At 55.1% G+C, this 16,286-nt stretch carries 17 protein-coding genes; 1 reads left to right on the top strand and 16 read right to left on the bottom strand.

The features are described from left to right. Positions 1-8: 8 nt before the first annotated feature. The 5 genes from JJB07_RS06250 to JJB07_RS06230 all read right to left on the bottom strand — a co-directional run bounded on the left by JJB07_RS06250 (position 9) and on the right by JJB07_RS06230 (position 7,292). Entirely contained in the window at positions 9-3,476 is a 3,468-nt protein-coding gene (locus JJB07_RS06250) for a DNA polymerase III subunit alpha (protein ID WP_201632301.1), read from the bottom strand. Positions 3,477-3,576: 100 nt separating this feature from the next. Next, complete coding sequence (locus JJB07_RS06245; protein WP_201632298.1) at positions 3,577-3,831, bottom strand: hypothetical protein; 255 nt, start codon at positions 3,829-3,831, stop codon at positions 3,577-3,579. A gap of 21 nt (positions 3,832-3,852) precedes the next feature. Continuing rightward, entirely contained in the window at positions 3,853-5,526 is a 1,674-nt protein-coding gene (locus tag JJB07_RS06240; RefSeq protein WP_201632296.1) for an ABC1 kinase family protein, read from the bottom strand. A 70-nt stretch (positions 5,527-5,596) separates the two neighbouring features. Further along, positions 5,597-6,904: a DRTGG domain-containing protein gene (locus tag JJB07_RS06235; protein ID WP_201632293.1), complete on the bottom strand. Its 1,308-nt coding sequence runs from the start codon at positions 6,902-6,904 to the stop codon at positions 5,597-5,599. A gap of 106 nt (positions 6,905-7,010) precedes the next feature. Beyond that, positions 7,011-7,292: a hypothetical protein gene (locus tag JJB07_RS06230; RefSeq protein ID WP_201632290.1), complete on the bottom strand. Its 282-nt coding sequence runs from the start codon at positions 7,290-7,292 to the stop codon at positions 7,011-7,013. A 269-nt stretch (positions 7,293-7,561) separates the two neighbouring features. Between JJB07_RS06230 and JJB07_RS06225 the strand changes: the two genes are divergently transcribed. Then, positions 7,562-7,810 (top strand): DUF3243 domain-containing protein, encoded by a 249-nt coding sequence (locus tag JJB07_RS06225; RefSeq protein ID WP_201632287.1) that lies wholly within the window; start codon positions 7,562-7,564, stop codon positions 7,808-7,810. Between the two features lie 42 nt (positions 7,811-7,852). On the opposite strand, the gene JJB07_RS06220 is transcribed toward JJB07_RS06225, so the two are convergent. The 11 genes from JJB07_RS06220 to JJB07_RS06170 all read right to left on the bottom strand — a co-directional run bounded on the left by JJB07_RS06220 (position 7,853) and on the right by JJB07_RS06170 (position 16,282). Continuing rightward, positions 7,853-8,539: a metal-dependent hydrolase gene (locus JJB07_RS06220; RefSeq protein WP_201632285.1), complete on the bottom strand. Its 687-nt coding sequence runs from the start codon at positions 8,537-8,539 to the stop codon at positions 7,853-7,855. Between the two features lie 38 nt (positions 8,540-8,577). Next, complete coding sequence (locus JJB07_RS06215) at positions 8,578-8,928, bottom strand: YlbF/YmcA family competence regulator (protein ID WP_201632284.1); 351 nt, start codon at positions 8,926-8,928, stop codon at positions 8,578-8,580. Positions 8,929-9,020: 92 nt separating this feature from the next. Then, positions 9,021-10,373: a DUF445 family protein gene (locus JJB07_RS06210; RefSeq protein WP_201632282.1), complete on the bottom strand. Its 1,353-nt coding sequence runs from the start codon at positions 10,371-10,373 to the stop codon at positions 9,021-9,023. Between the two features lie 99 nt (positions 10,374-10,472). Further along, positions 10,473-11,546 carry a UbiA family prenyltransferase gene (locus tag JJB07_RS06205; RefSeq protein ID WP_201632280.1) on the bottom strand — a complete coding sequence of 358 codons (1,074 nt, stop codon included), beginning with the start codon at positions 11,544-11,546 and terminating at the stop codon, positions 10,473-10,475. Between the two features lie 15 nt (positions 11,547-11,561). Then, complete coding sequence (locus tag JJB07_RS06200) at positions 11,562-11,924, bottom strand: Mpo1-like protein (RefSeq protein WP_201632278.1); 363 nt, start codon at positions 11,922-11,924, stop codon at positions 11,562-11,564. A gap of 98 nt (positions 11,925-12,022) precedes the next feature. Further along, entirely contained in the window at positions 12,023-13,138 is a 1,116-nt protein-coding gene (locus JJB07_RS06195; protein ID WP_201632277.1) for a YheC/YheD family endospore coat-associated protein, read from the bottom strand. A 94-nt stretch (positions 13,139-13,232) separates the two neighbouring features. After that, the gene (locus JJB07_RS06190) at positions 13,233-13,733 is read right to left on the bottom strand and encodes an NUDIX hydrolase (protein ID WP_201632275.1); all 501 of its coding nucleotides are present in this window, start codon (positions 13,731-13,733) and stop codon (positions 13,233-13,235) included. A 12-nt stretch (positions 13,734-13,745) separates the two neighbouring features. Further along, on the bottom strand, positions 13,746-13,946 hold the full coding sequence (locus JJB07_RS06185; protein ID WP_201632272.1) for a BhlA/UviB family holin-like peptide: 201 nt from the start codon (positions 13,944-13,946) through the stop codon (positions 13,746-13,748). A gap of 48 nt (positions 13,947-13,994) precedes the next feature. Then, complete coding sequence (locus JJB07_RS06180) at positions 13,995-14,399, bottom strand: hypothetical protein (protein WP_201632270.1); 405 nt, start codon at positions 14,397-14,399, stop codon at positions 13,995-13,997. A 14-nt stretch (positions 14,400-14,413) separates the two neighbouring features. Next, complete coding sequence (locus JJB07_RS06175) at positions 14,414-15,532, bottom strand: Kelch repeat-containing protein (protein WP_201632269.1); 1,119 nt, start codon at positions 15,530-15,532, stop codon at positions 14,414-14,416. Further along, positions 15,533-16,282, bottom strand: a complete 750-nt coding sequence (locus JJB07_RS06170) for a hypothetical protein (RefSeq protein ID WP_201632268.1) — start codon at positions 16,280-16,282, stop codon at positions 15,533-15,535. Positions 16,283-16,286 lie beyond the last annotated feature (4 nt).

Genomic DNA, 16,286 nt, shown 5'->3' with positions numbered 1-16,286 from the left:
AGATGCCATCATTTGCTCTTTTGTACAACCGCTCCCTCGCCGAGCAGGGATTCTACTTCTTGAACAAAAAGCGGGCTCATCGTCACCGCGTATTTGTCCGACAGCGCGCGGGCTTGTCGGGTTGCCGTGTAGAACAGCAAGACTTGGGCAGGTCCGTGGTGACGAGTGAGGATGGCTTGCAATTCGTGCAAACGTCCCTCGTCTTCGGGACGAATTCGGACATAAAGGACGGTAGCCGGCTCCAAGGAGACCGTTGCGGGCGGCGCTTCCTCTCGGACGTATTGCTCTCCTTCGTCATCCGGTTCTAAGATTTTCAAGTGATCTGCGAGAATTTTCAGCTCGTCTTCACGATGTTGCAGACGCCCTTTTACCGCAATGACGGCGTCGCCGCCCGTTTGTTGGAGGATGTCAGCACAGCGTTTGTACGTCTCCGGGAACAGCACGACTTCGACGGCACCCGTGGTGTCTTCCAATTGGAAGAACGCCATGCGGGCGCCTTTTTTCGTGTGAATCTGCTTGAGTTTCTGCATCATCCCCGCGACTGTGACCATGACCCCGTCCGCCGTTTCGATCAGTTCGCTGACCCGTTTGTCGGCGAGGCGTGCCATCTGCCCGCGGTAGGGTTTCAACGGCGAGCCTGTCACGTACAGACCGATCAGTTCCTTCTCCATCTCCAACCGTTCCCGTTCGGGGTAGTCGGCCGCACGCGGCAATTCGAACCCGCGAGTCTCTTGCGGGGTCTGCTCTTCCATCATCCCGAACAGGTTGATTTGGTTGTCATCGCGATCTCGTTGACGCAACCGTCCCCGTTCGGCGGTCTCTTCCAGAGCGAGCAACATCCCCCGACGGTTCGAATGCAAGCTGTCGAACGCACCGGCGCGGATGAGGGACTCCAACGCTTTTTTGTTGCAAGCGCGGGCATCGACTCGCTCGCAGAAATCGCCCAAGTCGGAAAAAGCGCCGCCTTGACGCCGCGTTTGCACCAGCGATTGGATGCCGGACAAGCCGACATTTTTGATCGCCAGCAGCCCGCAGCGAATCTTGCCTTGCTCGACGGAGAACCCAAACGAACTGCGGTTTACATCGGGCGGCAACACTTCAATGCCCATGCGGCGGCAGTCGTCGACGTACTGCGCCACTTTGTGGTGCGACATCATGACGGACGTGAGCAACGCCGACATGTAGGCGGCCGGATGGTTGGCTTTCAGATAACACGTCTGGTACGCCAACACCGCATACGCCGCTGCGTGCGCTCGGTTGAAGCCGTAGTCGGCGAAGCGGACGACCAAATCGTACACCTCATGCGCCAAGGGTTCGGCATAGCCTTTTTTCAAACTGCCTTCTACAAAAATCGCTCGTTGCTCCGCGAGCACCTCGCGCTTTTTTTTCCCGACGGCGCGGCGCAGGAGGTCCGCTTGGCCGAGGGAGAAGCCCGCCATGACGGAGGCGATCTGCATGATCTGTTCTTGGTAGACGATGACGCCGTAGGTGTCCTCCAGAATCCATTGCAGGTCAGGGTGCGGATAGCGCACCGCCGTCTCGCCGTGCTTGGCTTTGATAAAAGTCGGGATGTTCTCCATCGGACCCGGGCGATACAGCGAAATGACCGCGATGATGTCTTCGAAGGAACTGGGGCGCAGTTCGCGCAGGACGTTTTTGCAGCCGCTGGACTCGAGTTGGAAACAGCCGTCCGTGTCACCCCGCGTCAACAATTCGTAGGTGCGCGGGTCGTCCATGTCCATTGTTTCAAAATCGATCTCGACGCCCTCTGTACGGCGCACGATGTCGATGGTGCGGTCGATGAGCGTGAGGTAGCGCAGACCGAGAAAGTCCATTTTGAGCAGGCCGACGTCTTCGAGCACTTCCATGCTGTATTGGGTGACGACGCCGCCCTCCGCCCCGCGTTGCAGGGGCACGTATTCGGTAAGCGGTTCCTTGGAGATGACCACGCCCGCTGCGTGCAACGACGTGTGGCGCGGCAGACCTTCGATGGCGCGGGCTGTGTCGACCAGTTTCTGGACGAGTGGGTCGCCTTCGTGAAGTTGCTTGAGTTGGGGTTCCAGTTCCAAGGCTTTGTCGATCGTGATCCCGAGTTGGCCGGGAATCAGCTTAGCGGTGCGGTCGATAACGTGTGCAGGCAAATCGAGCACCCGCCCGACGTCGCGAATCGCCGCACGGGCTGCCATCGTTCCGAAGGTGACGATCTGCGCCACGCGTTCGGTGCCGTACTTCTGCGTCACATACTCGATGACTTCGCCGCGACGCTCGTATTCGAAGTCGATGTCGATATCCGGCATCGAGATTCGTTCCGGGTTGAGGAAGCGCTGGAACAGCAGGTTGTAGCGAATCGGATCGACGTTGGTGATGCGCAAGACATAGGAAACGAGCGAACCTGCCGCCGAACCGCGACCCGGTCCGGTGGAGATGCCGTTCTCGTGGGCGAAGCGCATGAAGTCCCAGACGATCAGAAAGTAGCCGGCGAACCCCATCTGCGAGATGACGTCGATTTCGTAGTTCAGCCGTTCCATGACTTCGGGCGTTTCTTGGCCGAAGCGTTCGTGTACGCCTTGGAGACAGAGATGGCGCAAGTAGGTGGTTTCCGTAAAGCCCGGCGGCAGGTCGAACGCGGGCAAATGGTTGACACCAAGTTCGAGTTCGACGTGGCAGCGGTCTGCGATGAGCCTCGTGTTTTCAAGGGCTTGCGGGACGTGGCGGAACAGGTCAGCCATCTCGGAGCCCGATTTGAGACTGTACTCAGGCGAGCTGAGGCGGACGCGGTCTTGATCTTGGATCGAGCGACCTTCGCGGATGCAAGCGAGCACGTCTTGGCTGGGAGCGTCTGCCGGGTGGAGGTACTGCACGTTGTTGGTGGCGACGAGTTGGAGTTGATGGCGCTGTGCAAGTTGCAGGGTCAGTTGGTTGACCTGTTTTTCCGCCATCAGCCCGTGGTCTTGCAGTTCCAAGTAAAAGTTGTCAGGGCCAAAAAGGGCGGCATACTCCTGCGCCGCCTCCTCTGCGCCTTGGAGGTCCCCTGCGATCAATTTCTGGCCGACTTCGCCTTCGAAGCCGCCAGATAGTGCGATCAGCCCTTCGCGGTAGTGGAACAGGGCGTTTTTGTCCACGCAGGGTTTGTCAAAATGGTCGGCGAGTTGCGCTTGGGAGACGAGTTTGAGCAGGTTGCGGTAGCCCTCATAATTCTCCGCGAGCAAGATCAGGTGCCACGGCTCTTCTCCGCGAGCGGGTCTCTCGGCGAGACCTCGGCGTGCGACGTACACTTGGCAGCCAAGGAGCGGCTTGAGGCCGGCGGACTTGGCTTTTTTATAAAACTCTACAGCTCCGTACATCGCGCCGCTGTCTGTCATCGCGACGGTGTCCATGCCGAGTTCCTGCGCCCTCGCGATCAAATCGTCGATGCGGCACATGCCTTCGAGCAAGCTGTATTCTGTATGTACATGCAGGTGGACGAAGGGTTGCAATCGTCCTCCCCCTTTCTATGCGAACAGATATTCTCCCTATTATACCGCTAGGAGAAAAAAAGCACCAAGTCCGCCGGTGCGGTCTTGGTGCTTTTTTCGCCTATTTGCAGCCCTTGAACCATCTCAGGAGCCAGCGCAGGGGCAAAGGGAGCCACCAGCGCGCTTTTTTCTGCTCGCGTAGGAATTCGACGTAGGCGTCGGCGACGCGGCGTTGCTGTTCAATTCTTTCCTTATCGCCGCGGACGGTGATGCGGTAGCCGTCTTCGAGATGTTCCACTTCGATGCTGTGGTCGCAGCAATCCGTGCTGGAGTCGCAGGTGTTGTTTGCTTGCTCGTTTTTTTCGTTTTGTTCCATGTCTTGTCACCCTTTCGTTTGTTATCGAAGGTCTTCGATCCAGCGCATGTGTTTGACGGCGCTGTTGCGGTACCAGATGGCGCTGAGGAACGCCAGTGCGCCGCCGCCCCAGAGCAGGTAGGGGTCGCTGAAGAAATAGCCCAGCCCTGCGGCTGCAATTCCTGCCAAGAGGGTGAAAAACGCATAGCGCTTTCTCGACGCATAGACTTCATGCAGGAATTGGTTCCTCTGCTTGGTCTTCTCCCACTCGGTTCGTCTGCGGGGTTCCTCCAACGCTTCCGACAGTTGGCGCGGAAGTTTGAGCAGTTGGCGGCCGATGTCGAGCGCGTACTTTTGCACCAACTTGAGGGTCGTGGAGGCTTGGCTCCCTGCCTGGCTGTCCTCCGCGTTCTTGCCGTTTTTGCTCATCCATTCGGTGACGATCGGCTTGCCCACTTCAACCAGCTCAATCTGCGGATCGAGGCCGTACAGCACGCCGATGAACGTCGAGAGCGCCCGCCCGAGAAAAATAAAATCGCTCGGCAGTTGGATCGGTTGCTTGCGGATGACGCTCTGGATGTCTTCGAGGATGTGCTGGACGGTGGCGTGGTCGACGTTGGCGAGGTCTTCCTCGTCGTAGAACCGCACCGCCAGTTGGATCACCCGCTCCAACTCATGACGGTCGGCGTGCGGGAGGAGAAAGCGGAGTCTCTCCAGAGCGTCGATGACTTTGCCGTAGTCTTTGAGTACGAGGCCCTCGACGAGGTCTTGGATGTGCTTGGCGTCGTCCTTCTTGATCGTGCCGACCATGCCGAAGTCGATCAGCACGATGCGTCCGCTCGGTTGGATCAAGATGTTGCCCGGATGCGGGTCTGCGTGAAACTTCCCTTCGAAAAAGAGCTGTTCCGCCACCGCGCGAAACAGCTTCACGGCGAGGTCTTTGCGGTCGATGTTGTGTGTGGCCAAATAGTTGTAATCGTTGACGCGAGCCCCTTCCATCCACTCCATAACCAGCACGCGGCGGGTGCAGTGGGCGGGGTGGTACTTGGGGATGTAGAGGTCGGGGTTGTTTTCGTAACGTGCGGCGAAGTACTCGCCGTTTTTTAACTCTTGCTTGAAATTCAGTTCGTCGCCGATGACGTAGGTCATCTCGCGGTAGAGGGCCGGCAAGTCGGCTTGGTTGCGAATCTTGGTGAACTTGTCCGCCAACCAGCAGACGATCTTGATCGCGCGGAAGTCAGCACGGATGATTTTTTCAATGCCGGGGCGTTGGATTTTGACCGCGACTTCCGTTCCGTCGTGGAGGTAGGCGTGATAGACTTCGCCGATGGAGGCCGAAGCAACCGGTCTCTCACTGATCTTATGCAAGACGCTCCCATATGGAGCCCCCCATTCCGATTGAAGCACGGCGCAGGCTTCCTCCCACGGGACGGCGGGCACTTGGTCGACGAGGTCGGTCATCTCTTCAATAAACGCTTGCGGCACCACATCGGCGCGGGCGCTCAGGAACTGGCCGAGTTTGATCAGCAAGCCTTGGAGATGCAGGGCTTTGCGCTTGTATTTCGCCGCGATCTTGCGCAGCAGGTCTTCCCACTTTGCGGTGGTTTCCGGGCTCATTCTCCCCGGATGACGCTTCTGGAACCACATCACGCGGATGAAAAAGCCGACCGCCATCCAGACGATGGTGAAGATGCGGTAGAGGGAATTTTGTTTCAACAAAAGCTCGTCTCCCTTCCTTTGCAAAAAAGACTGCACGACACTTGTCTGCAGTCTCCTCCTCCATATATTACCTCTCCAACACCTGTGCCGTAAACAGGGCCTTACCCATTAAATCACTGCCGCTGTAGATCTCCACGTCGACTTTGCCGAACTTGCGGCCGATGTCGATGACGTCCGCTTTGATCGTGACTTGGGAGTCGATCTGGATCGGCTTCAGGAAGTACACGGTGACGTTCTCCACGACCATGTCGGAGTTCTTCAAGCGGCGGATCGCCAGTTCTCCCGCTTCGTTGATCAGCGCCATCAGGACGCCGGGGTTGATCGACCCCAACTGGTTCGTCATGATCGGGGTGACGACGCCGGAAAGCTTCACGGAGCGATCCTCTCGCGCTTCTTCAAAACCGCTGAGAATCAAATCTTGAATCGTCTGCCCTTGCGGTTGGTTCTGGTTGTATTGCAACGCCCGCAGCACGTCTTGGCGGGAAATCACGGAGACCAGTTTGCGGTGCTCCACAACCGGCAAGAGCTCGATCCCTTCCCATACCATCGTGTGCGCAGCCGACGCCACAGAAGTTCGGCCGGTGACCGTGCGAGGGCTTTTCGTCATCACACGCTCCAGAGATTGCTCGCTCGCAACTCCGGCGACGTCCTTGGACGTTACGATCCCGTGTACGCGTCCGTCTTTGTCCACGACGGGGAATCTCGTGTGTCCGGTGAGTTCCATCAGCCGATGCCAATCTGCCACTTTTTCTCCGACTTGGAGGGTGACGGGGTCTTTTTTGTCACGATTGACCAAGTCCTCGACGAGCAAAATTTCCTTCTTGATCAGGCGGTCGTCAATCGCCCGGTTGATCAGCGTCGCGATGGTGAACGTGTCGTACGCCGAGGAAATCAACGGCAATGCCAAGCGGTCAGCCAAATCCTTGACTTCATCCGATGTATCGAAGCCCCCCGTAATCAACACGGCGGCTCCGTGCTCCAAGGAGGCTTTGTGAACCGATTCGCGGTTGCCCACGATCAACAGCGAATCGCGATCGACGTACTTCAACATCGCGTCGATCTTCATCGCGCCGATGACGAACTTGGAGAGCGTCTTGTGCAGACCTTCCCGCCCGCCAAGCACCGTGCCCTCGACGATGTTCACCACTTCGGCGAACGTCAGGCGCTCGATGTTTTTTTTCTCCTGTTTTTCAATCCGCACGGTCCCGACCCGCTCAATGGTGGACACGATGCCACGCGCTTCGGCGTCCTTGATGGCGCGGTACGCCGTCCCCTCGCTGACGTCCATCGCCTTGGCGATCTGGCGCACGGAGATCTTGCTCCCGACTTCCAAACTCTCTATGTAAAAAAGGATCTGTTCGTGCTTCGTTGTCATTCGATGAACCTCCGGACCTTGACTTGCTACCTCTTATATTACATCAAAACACAAAAACGCACCCGTCCTTTTCGGAGTGCGTTTTTCCCTGCTCTGGTGATTGCTGTTATTTCATGTATTGACGCTTGCCCGCGACCGGTTCGCGCACGTTGCGAAGCGTACGGTACAGCCAGTCGTTGCGGCGGCGACGGCTTTGGCGTTCCTTGTCCACGCCGATCAAGTAGTAGAGGTTCGCTCCGATGAACAGCATGGCAAAAGCCAGCCATGAGATCGTAAACGCCCCCGAGATATCCATTGTGACGTCGGGCACGCGCGGCAACGCATAGAACAACATCGCCAACCCCGCCGTGAGATAGACAAATGCACGCATCGTCTGTTTCCGTTGCAAGATGACTTCCCCCTCTTCGAACGCATCTGTAATAGTACAAGATATGCGCTCGTCCCGCCTCCTATGCAAAAAAAAACGGTGACCTTGAAGGGGTCACTCGAAAAGGGGGTTTTGTCGATGTAGGACTATCATAACGCATCATTGTTACGCCCTCATTACAGCAATCTTACAGCTACATATCTCCTGTTGGGGGTATAGCGGCGGGAGTTGCGAGGCATTCTATATTTCGTGCAACACCACAAGTTCAATACTTTGAAGGAGGGGTCTCGATGTCCGTACTGAGCAACTTCGAACAATGGAAAGAATTCTTGGGTGACCGTGTAGGCCAAGCAGTAGAAGCCGGTATGTCCCATGATAAAGTCGACAGTGTCGCGTTCCGCGTCGGTGAATACCTCGCCGAAAAAGTTGACCCGAAAAACGAACAAGAACGCCTGCTCGCCGAAATGTGGCGTGTTTCCGGCGAAGAAGATCGTCACGCGCTCGCTCGCGTCATGGTCAACCTCGTCGCTCACCACTAAGAAGAAAAAAAGAGCTCCCTCGCGGGGGCTCTTTTTTGTTGCTTAGATTTCGATGGATTCGCCCGGTTGCAGAGCGGCACCTTTGAGATCGTATTCGGAAAGCGAGTTCACGAACGCCTGCGGGTCTTGTTCCAGCAACGAGAACGTGTTGTAGTGCATCGGAACCGTCACGCCTGCTTTCAACCACGAAGCGGCCAGCACCGCGTCTTCCGGACCCATCGTGTAGTTGTCGCCGATCGGCAGCAGAGCGGCGTCCAACTTGTTCAGCTCCCCGATCAGTTTCATGTCGCCGAACAGCCCGGTGTCGCCTGCGTGGTAGATCGTCTTGCCACCCATCGTGAGCAAGATGCCGGCCGGTGCGCCGCCGTACAGAACGTCGCCGTTCGGCATTTCGAGCCCTGCGCCGTGGAAGGCAAGGGTCAATTTGACGCGCCCGAATTCAAAGTTGAAGCCGCCGCCGTTGCTGAGGCCGTGTGTTTTCACGCCTTGCTTTTCAAAGTGGCTCGCCAACTCGAAGTTCGCGATGATCGGGCAATCGTTCGCTTTTGCGATCGGCAGCGCGTCTGCGATGTGGTCGTAGTGCGCGTGAGTGAGCAGAACAGCGTCCACTTTCACGTCGGCCGCTTTCATGCTTGCTTTCGGGTTGTGGTCAAGGAACGGGTCGATGATGACGCGTTTGCCGTCTGCTTCGACGAGAAAAGTGGAGTGTCCAAGGTAAGTCAATTTCACAGTATGTAGTCCCCTCTCGATTGCGCCAAAAAAAGTGGTTAGACGCTTTCCGGCGTGTTGATGACTTCGCGAGCCGCTTCGCCTAAAATTTTATGGATGTCGGAGTACATCACGCTGAACCGGTACTCCACTTCCAGATACTCGCGAAGAGCGCTGTGCATGTGCACCACTTCCTGCAGTTGCTGCATGCTCTGCAGATCGCTTTCCGTGATCTCCTCGCCCATGATGCGACGGGTTTCCATCTCCCATTGGCGGCGGCGGAAGTCGTCGAGTATCTTTTTCGCTTGCGGATCGCTGTCTACCTGTTTCTTTTTCGCCGCCAACACTCGAAATTCCTCACACTCACGAATCGCACGCGCCAATTCGTGCGCTTTATCGTATGGATTCATTGAATCGATCCTCCTGCCAAGAAATAGAGTTGTAGTTCCATCCTAGCAACGGAACTCACGAGAATCAATATATGCGAGGTTAAGGTTTTTTATCATGATAAATTTGCGATCAGCGCCTGTATCAGCCCGATGGTCGCACCCAAGACCCCGCCGAGAATCGTGATCAGTTTCAGCTCACGGTTGACGACGGTGAGGATCAACTTTTCAAGAGTCGGGATCGGATAGGAGGCGACTTGCTCTTGCACGATCTGGCGGATTGCGAGTGCTTCCAATACCTCCGGCAGCCCGTCGATCAAGCGATTTCTCAGGTAGTGCCAAACCTGTGTGATCATGCGGTCGACCGTCTCTGTGTGTGCGGCGTACAATCCGCGCACGTCAAACTCCATCAGACCGTCGAGGATGCGGTGCAACAGGTCGCCAATCGAGCGTTCACTTGCGCCGGCGAGCAGACCGTTGACGACGACAGAGCGGAATTGAGCGCGCGTCGTCGCATTTTCATTCAACACACGGTCGAGGAGCGTGTGCAGAATTTTTTCCATCAAGTCGTGGAAGTCCTCCGCCGAAATTTTGCCGAGGGTACGACTCATCGGTTGCTGCCAGAATCCGCTGATCATGTCGTGCAGCTTGTCCTCCACGAGACGTTCTGCAGACGGGGATTGCACCACCGATTGCAAACGCGGCACGATATCGGACGACACGCGCTCCGGCGTCAGGAACGACTTCGCCATCGCGCCGATCAGCGGGATGCTCTCCACTTTTTCCGTCAACATGCGCGCCACCGCGACGACGAACGTCGGCTCCTCCATCCAACGGGCAAGACCGTCAAGCAACGGATGAACTTGCGCGCGCAGACGGTCTTCGATCAATTCGCGGGCACTGTCCGGCAACACGTGCTGCCACGTCGTGCCCCCCTCCGTCAGATGAGCATGCAAGGGATGAGAAAAACCGCCGACGAGATCGCGGCGAATCTCATCGCCCGTCAACGTCTCGCGCAGATGGTCGAACAGGGAGTCCGCCATGAGTTCGAGCTTCTCACGACCGGCTCCGTCTTGTAAAAAGCGAATCGCTTGGTGTACGAGGAACTCTTCAACTTTCGATTGAGCCTCGTCTCCGAACGTGCGACGAAGCAAGCCGCCGAGCGTCGGAGCGTCATGCAGCGCATTGCCAATCGCGGTGATCGCACCGCGCTTGACGGCAAATTCCAACGCGGGACGTTTCAACGATTTGGCGACCCCCTCCGGGGTCAGAAAGTCTTCTTCGACGATCTGGCCGAGCTTCTCCGCCAGTTCGCTTTGGCGGGCGGGGATCAGACCGGGCGTGAACGGGATGCGCTTGCCGAATACCTTTTTCTCCGTCCACGGGCGGAACAACATCACAATCGCCAGCCAGTTGGTAAACAACCCGATGACGGCGCCGACGATAACATTTAACAAGATCAATTTCACAGGACCGACTCCTCCTCTACAACATACAAGTATACCCAAAATCTGAAAAACCACCAAGCCGTCCGTCATCCGGCGGCGTTTTTCGAGATTGATTTCTACCTATTTAAATAGGACCTGTTGAGAGAGGTTGGTGGTCTGTTCGTCGCGAAGTCGTTGCAAGGTCCGATACGTTGACGGTTTGCGTGCATCCAGCCCCAATCGCTCGACCAGCACCAAGAGACAGAGATGCAAAAAAACAACTCCCGCCATCGTAAGCGATGAATACGTGATCAGACAAAGCGACCCGAGAAAGAGGATGGGATACAGGAAGAACACGGACTGCAAGGTTTTGAGCATCTCCGGGTTGTGGCGGAATTTATAGTTGAGCGCCATGATCGGGCAGATGATCAGGCTCCACAGCGGGACGATTCCCATCTGAACGGGAAACGAGCCCCAGAGAATCGGGAAGATGAACAAAAGCGGCGTGGTGGTGATACAGGCGGCGATGAAAAAGACGGCCGCTTTTTTCGTGGCAAACATCGTGGCGGTGGTGCGAATGCCCGCCGCTTTGTCGCCGTCGTAGTCTTGGAGGTTCTTGGCGGTGCCGAACAGCCCGAAAAAGAGCGTACACAACACGCACAGCCACGTCCATTGCGCAGGTGGCCACACGGTACCGTCCGTCTGCAAGAGAAAGCCAAAACTGAAAGGAAAGGAAATCGCACAGGAAAAATTGAGAAGTGAGAGAAACGGATGACGTTTGAGTCGTAACGGTGGGAAGGAATATTGATTCATCAGCCAAACGGCTACGATCATGACGAGGAAAAACGTTACTTTGAACGTGAGGAAAGCAAGCAGAATCATCAGAAAGGACATGTCGTGATTGACGACCAACAAGCGGCGCAATCCGTAAAGCCGTGCGATTTGAACGCGATGCGGGAGGTTGACTTTGTCTTCGCGGATGTCGGTGACGGTATTGCCGAGGTTGACGACCGTCCCGGTGAGGAAACTGAGAAACAGGCCCAAGAAGAACAATACGGGATGTTGCAAGAGCGAACAACGAAACGAAACTTCCACATGCGTGGCTTGCCATCCGATGACGAAGGCCAACGCGCCGGGAAACCCGGTTCGCAGACGTGCCAAGGACAAGAGGCAATACAGCCGAATCTCCCAAGTAGGTTCATAGGTGCGGCGCACTTCCACTCCCCCTGACTAGTACACGCGACGAGGCTTCGGTTGACGCGGTAGTTTCACCAAGCCGAATTGCTCCAACGCCATGAGGAATACGCACGCTTCTTCGACGATCGCCATGATCAAAAGCCCTTTGATGTTCCAACCGTGCTGTTTGATGAAGCGCGAGAACGTCGGCTGGTTGTGTTCAAAGAGAAAATGACCCGAAATCGCGGGAATGTACGTCACCGGAATCCACAACCAGAGGATCGGATGCCAGGAGAACAGACCGATGAGAAACACAGCCCAAGCACTCGTCATGGAAATGACGTGCAGCCATCGATTGGTCTGGTTTTCATGCATTTCCAAGTACTCTTGAAACAGTTTACGGAAATCAAATTTCATATCGTTCACATCCTTTCAATCGGTGTCCAATATACTTATTTTCCACCCAAACAACGTAAATGTCCAGTCGAAAAAAGAGTCCCGCCGATCCGTTGAGATCAGCGGGACTTTTCTTGCAGGAGAAACGCGGCGAACTCGGCGTGGAGTTCGAAACAGCGTTTTTTTTGCTCGTTGTCGAGGATGTTTCGACCGGGGCGGGCGTTGACATCGAGGAGCCAGAGATTGCCGGAGTGGTCGATGCCGAGGTCAAGCCCGATGGAGGCGAGATGCGGCGCTTTGTCGGCGTAGGCACGGGCGATGCGCTTGGAGAGGTCTTCTACTTCCTCTCGATCCGGCAACTTGACTTTCTGTTGCCGTGCCCAGTCTTGGAGCCACGCCCAGTCGTGCTTCGACCCGCCGGCGTGGTAGTTGGAGACGATGGAGTAGGGTTGACCCCGTTTGACGATCAGGGCGACTTGCTCCCATTCGCCGTGGAGATTTCGTTGCAAATGCGTGCGGAGGTCGATTTTGCCACCGTCGATGTGGAGAAGCGGGATGCCCTGTTGCAAGATGAACTTGTGGAGTTTGATCTGTCGGCGGACGAGGGTTTGCACTTCGTCGCGGGTCAGCTCCACATCGAGAGGCTTTTTGGTGTTGCTGAACTTGGCAGCTCGCACGGCGTATCGGCCTTGGGACGTCTCGGAGATTTCGAGGATGCCCTGCCCGGCGCTGCCGTTGATCGGTTTGAGGTAGAGGGTGTCGACAGAATCGAGCAGCGAGAAGACTTGCTCTTCATGGGTCAGGTTTTGCGTCTCGGGGTGGTGTTTCCAGAGATTCGGGTATTGGTGGAGCCAGTCGGCCAATTGAATTTTGTTGCCCAAACGCGGGTTGAACAACGGTTTGCCCTGTTTGAGGAAAAAACGCCGAGCTCGGCGCACCGCCGGTCGGTTGGCGAGATGGACGTAGACGTTGTCGTATACGATGTCCGGAAGTCGGCCAGTCATTCGTGTCCAATTTTCGCCGTCGTGATTGAAATACCCGAGCACCGTCTGCTTTCGGGGCGAGATGTCCTCCGGTCGGAACAGGCAGAGCGAAAGTCCCCGTTCATGAGCGGCGCGGGCGAAGTGGTGCCAGATCGCCTTCGGTGAAAAGGAAGTCAGGCGGCTGCGCGCTTGGTCTTGAGACGGAACGGTCGTGGTCAGGACGCCGAGGATCGGGGGTTGGGTCAAGTTCATCGCGCATCCCTCCTTTTCTACACCATATGTGGACAGAAGCAAAAAGGCCCCTTGCTCCCGGAGCGGGACAAGGGGCTTTTTTACAAAAGATGGGTTACAGGTACCCGTGGAGCTTGGCGAGGAGCAGGCCCGAGTGGAGTTCGGTGTCGATCCACTCCCGGCGTCGGATGTGCTCGAAGACTTGCTCGATCGGGACGGTGAGGACGTCGATGTCTTCGTCGTCGTCAAGGTCTTGGCTTTCGGACGACAGGATGTCGGAGGTGAAGAAAAAGTGAACTTGGCGGTTGAGCATGCACGCATGGCTGTCGACGACGCCCAAGGCATGCAAGGTGCCGGCGATCAGGCCGGTTTCCTCGCGGAGCTCTCGCCGTGCGGCTGCTTCGAGCGTCTCCTCCCCTTCGGTTCGTCCGCCGGGAAGTTCGAATGTTTCGCGATCGACAGGCGCGCGGTATTGGCGGACGACGACGAGGTGTCCGTTGTGGACGGCGATGACGGTGACGTACTCGTATCGGTATTCGTGCAGGTACAGCCCGTCTCCGTCCTTGCCGTGGACTTCGAAGCGGGAGTTTTGGTAGAGGATGGTTTGTGGTTTCATGAGGTAGTGTTTCTACCTCGCCACGCGCAGTTCCTCTTTGATCTCGCGGAGGTCGTCGGTGATTTCGTCATACTTGTCGCTGAGGCGGTCGATGACGTCGATCAGTCGGGCTTCGCGCTGTTGGTTTTCGCGGAGGACCCAGAGGAACAGCAGCACAAAAAGCAGCGCCCACGGTCCTTGCGTTTGGAAGAATGAGAGGATTCCTTGCTCCACCCGCTCCCCTCCTTTCTCTCTAATTTTGATACATGACGGAGGTTGCCTTTACTTCGAAAGCACTTGGAATAGTTCATCCAATGTCATTTGGTCTGCGTCTTCCCAAGCCATGTTGTCAGCTACTTGGTTTGCAAACTGCATTGCTTCTTCACTACTCATCGGGATATTGCCAGGTTGATTCGGGTTGTACGGTTGAAATACTTGGAGAGTATCATCCAGATATAATAGATACGTATTTGTATCCGGCGAAATCTGATAACGGTCCATGATAAATTTCGGATCAAGACCGTTTATAGATGATTGTTTGTCCCAGATCAAAACGTGTCTGCGGGCCCTTTGGATGTTGAAGTTTGCTTGTTGATCAATATTTTCCAACGCAGATTGCACGACGTCCTGCGTTTGGGTAAGACCTTTGTTAGACATTGTTTGAACTGCTTGCGATTGCAAAATCATTGAAAAACCCCCCTTTAATTAGTTGATACACTAATTTGAATATTGCTCGATGCCCAGTTCTCAACATATACTTTTGGCTTTGTAAACGGCCCGTCTTGTTGTCCAGGGCCAATATCGATTGATGGTCTGCCATCGACATTCCTCACAGTAATCGGGTTCGAATCCGAACGAACACGTAAACAAACCGCCGAATCATTAATTTGATCATAGAGGACTTTTCTAATGAAGATATCCAAAGCGTTTGTTGGGCTATTGCCGTTCGTACATCCGCCGAGTGAAAAAATCTCATTCGGATTTAGTGGGTTTTGGATCATCGTTACCGCTTGGTTGTAACGCGTAGTTTTGTAATTGTTTCTTGCAGTGAAGTTTTTTGGTGGAGCGGTTGTATCCAAATCCGGATAATAGAAACTTACGGCTCCATTGCTTATAGAGGTTTCTCCAAACAAATAAACCACATCATCTAACATGAATGCCCAAGGTCCTCCTAAACCCGATGATCTTGTTGACCATGCATTCGTAGCAGGATCGTACACACTCAAGACTCCATTTGTAACTGCGTACAATTTGTTTTGATAGACCCATGCTGTTTTCCAACCATAAGTCATCGTAGGCGGCGTAGCTTTGGTACTCCAAGTATTCAAAACTGGATCGTAGCATTCGAGAACGTTAACATAGGAAGGCGAACTATAGTTTACAATGCCACCCAAAACATAAATCAAACCATTTATTACTTGTGCCCATGCACCGAACCGTGAAATTGACATGTTGGCACCAGATGACCAAGTATTTGTTACTGGGTCATAAATCTGCGTATTGCCAGCATTCGCTCCATAATTACAACCACCAAACACGTAGATTTTGTTGTTAAAAGTACAAGTCGCCCCAGAGAATACGGAAATCGGTATTGTCGCTTTAGATGTCCACATGTTTGTCGCAAGATCAAGGCCATAGTGCATAGAGACTGTTGATGCGTTTCCGGTGTTTCCCCCACTCACATAGAGGACATTATTTACAATTCCAAGTTGAACATTGTAGGCCGAGTATGGGAACGTTGTAGGACGTCCATTAGTTTGGAGTTGAATGTACGAATCGTATGCGATACGTTGCTGTTGGCCATTCGTAAACTGCATCATTTACGCCACCTCCATGACGGCTACTACACATGCCCCAGATGAGTATCCATAGATCGTTACCGTGTTAGCAGGGTTTTGTTCTACTACGTACGACTCTCCGGGGTAAATGGGCCATCCAGCGGCATCGGTCACATTCGCCCCCCCGATGTACAAGATGGCACCGCCTGGCGCGGAAATGTTTCGAATGGCAAATTGTTTGCGACTTGCGAGGTCAGAAGCACCTACTCGTAATGCGACTGCAGTTGCTCCGGCTGCGATTGTAACACGTCCCACGCTCGGAGTTTGCGTGATAGCTCGTGGACCTGACGCATTGGTTACATTGAGGTTTTTACTGGAATCAACCGTCAGCCTTTGCCATTTTGCTGCAGTCGGATCGTAGCCGTACCCGAAAGACTGACTTTGCAATGCGATGGTCGGAGAAAAAGCATCGATGAGCGATCCTGAACTCGTTGTGGACACATTCCCGATGCTAACCTGTTGAGCGGTCGCAAACCTCACAGTTGCCGTGCCCGATGAGAATAAATTGTACAGTCCAGAGGTCCAGCCCTGGATACCCGACCCGCCAGTCGGCATTGTGACACCAGTGATGGGAGTCCCTTCCTTGGCAAGCCCGACGGTGTCAGCATCAATTCCTACCCGTTGTAAACCATTGGCGTCCACTTTCGTCGGTCGGTACGTTGGTGTTCCCGCATAGTCAGAACCCAGCGGGACGATGTTGCCGCCGACGACGACGGTTGCTTTTTCAGACATGTTT

The organism is Tumebacillus amylolyticus, from assembly GCF_016722965.1.
Classification (GTDB): domain Bacteria; phylum Bacillota; class Bacilli; order Tumebacillales; family Tumebacillaceae; genus Tumebacillus; species Tumebacillus amylolyticus.
Note: the sequence above shows the minus strand (reverse complement) of the source record. Positions and strands in the feature narration are given on the sequence as shown.

Excerpts from the sequence above, each read along its gene's own strand:
- JJB07_RS06200 (WP_201632278.1), bottom strand. The coding sequence starts at position 11,924 with ATGAAATTTGATTTCCGTAAACTGTTTCAAGAGTACTTGGAAATGCAT.
- JJB07_RS06215 (WP_201632284.1), bottom strand. The coding sequence starts at position 8,928 with ATGAATCCATACGATAAAGCGCACGAATTGGCGCGTGCGATTCGTGAG.
- JJB07_RS06195 (WP_201632277.1), bottom strand. The coding sequence starts at position 13,138 with ATGAACTTGACCCAACCCCCGATCCTCGGCGTCCTGACCACGACCGTT.
- JJB07_RS06190 (WP_201632275.1), bottom strand. The coding sequence starts at position 13,733 with ATGAAACCACAAACCATCCTCTACCAAAACTCCCGCTTCGAAGTCCAC.
- JJB07_RS06175 (WP_201632269.1), bottom strand. The coding sequence starts at position 15,532 with ATGATGCAGTTTACGAATGGCCAACAGCAACGTATCGCATACGATTCG.
- JJB07_RS06245 (WP_201632298.1), bottom strand. The coding sequence starts at position 3,831 with ATGGAACAAAACGAAAAAAACGAGCAAGCAAACAACACCTGCGACTCC.
- JJB07_RS06170 (WP_201632268.1), bottom strand. The coding sequence starts at position 16,282 with ATGTCTGAAAAAGCAACCGTCGTCGTCGGCGGCAACATCGTCCCGCTG.
- JJB07_RS06180 (WP_201632270.1), bottom strand. The coding sequence starts at position 14,399 with ATGATTTTGCAATCGCAAGCAGTTCAAACAATGTCTAACAAAGGTCTT.
- JJB07_RS06235 (WP_201632293.1), bottom strand. The coding sequence starts at position 6,904 with ATGACAACGAAGCACGAACAGATCCTTTTTTACATAGAGAGTTTGGAA.
- JJB07_RS06225 (WP_201632287.1), top strand. The coding sequence starts at position 7,562 with ATGTCCGTACTGAGCAACTTCGAACAATGGAAAGAATTCTTGGGTGAC.